Annotated in this window: 3 protein-coding genes; all 3 read right to left on the reverse strand. The window is 47.5% G+C overall.

Going from position 1 to position 1,146, the window contains the following annotated elements:
* Positions 1-220 (reverse strand): hypothetical protein (locus ACRC27_RS02300; RefSeq protein ID WP_438639101.1); only part of this gene is annotated, 220 nt, incomplete at its 3' end.
* A gap of 47 nt (positions 221-267) precedes the next feature.
* Positions 268-582: a hypothetical protein gene (locus ACRC27_RS02305; protein ID WP_438639102.1), complete on the reverse strand. Its 315-nt coding sequence runs from the start codon at positions 580-582 to the stop codon at positions 268-270.
* Positions 583-734: 152 nt separating this feature from the next.
* On the reverse strand, positions 735-1,146 hold a 412-nt coding region (locus ACRC27_RS02310), incomplete at its 5' end, for a lactoylglutathione lyase family protein (RefSeq protein ID WP_438639103.1).

The raw sequence follows: 1,146 nt of genomic DNA on the forward strand, positions 1-1,146 counted from the left end.
GCGTTACCCATACGGCAATCTCACGCTCAGCAGAAAAGTATGATGTCGCTATTTTGCCCGACTTATGCACCACGGTTTCTGAGATGCTGCATCTGATTGCTTTACATGCGGTTTCCACACGAATGGCATTAACACCAAGTGCTACACTATTGCCATAATAACCAAGCAAAAGGAATCGGTAATTAATCGTAGAAATAGCAATGTAAGCGGTATTCATCATTACCGAACGCCGCTTTATTTCATCACCAATATTTCATAACCGAAACTTCATAATGAAGAAGAAAATAGCGCCGAAATAGCCCCACCAATGCGCATGAAGAAATGACCAAACTCGGTGAGAACATGCACGAACAACAGCGGCCAACGATAGGCGATGAACATGGCCGCCATGAAGCCTAAAAAGAAAAACCACGCGGGAAATAACCAATGGCGAGATGCCTGTTTTTCACGGGCATAGCTATCGTAGCTCTCTCTTCTTTTCGGTTCGTGATAAGACGGCCTTTCTCCTGCGGAATAACCAAGCTCGGATCGCTCTCCATCGCGAAACTCTCGGGGATGATAAATATCTTTGGGGTCAAACATAAGCAGCCTCCTTGCACACCAATACTAACACAGGCGCAATGTCAGCTCAGATTTGGATAGGAAATGCGGGAAATAAAACACAAAACGTGCGGCATAATTGACTCAATTACACCGCATTATCTCAGCCTGCAGGAAAATCACACCAACAACGCTTATTCCTGATAAGCACCGGCAGAATACGTCAGCTCATAGCTGTGGCTATAGATCTCGATGATGTTGCCAAACGGGTCTTCCATATAGACCATACGGTATGGTTTTTCACCCGGATAGTATTCACGCACTGGCATGCGCTGCTTACCGCCTGCCGCCACAATGCGTGCAGCCAAGCCTTCGACATCCGGATCTTGCACGCTGAAGTGAAACACGCCCGTTTTCCAGAATTCAAAATTGTTCTCGCGCTGCTCACTGTTCGGGAACTCGAACAGCTCAATCCCGATTTTATCGCCGGTAGATAAGTGCGCGATCCGAAACGAACCCCAACCTGGGCCAAACACATCGTTGCACATCACCCCAATCGCCGAGTCATCTTCAGTGATGGTGGTGGCCGGCATAATCAGATACCAA

The organism is Plesiomonas sp., from assembly GCF_051650925.1.
In the GTDB taxonomy this organism is placed as follows: Bacteria; Pseudomonadota; Gammaproteobacteria; order Enterobacterales; family CAMTGL01; genus Plesiomonas.

Coding starts and splice junctions, on each gene's coding strand:
- ACRC27_RS02305 (WP_438639102.1), bottom strand. CDS start 582: ATGTTTGACCCCAAAGATATTTATCATCCCCGAGAGTTTCGCGATGGA.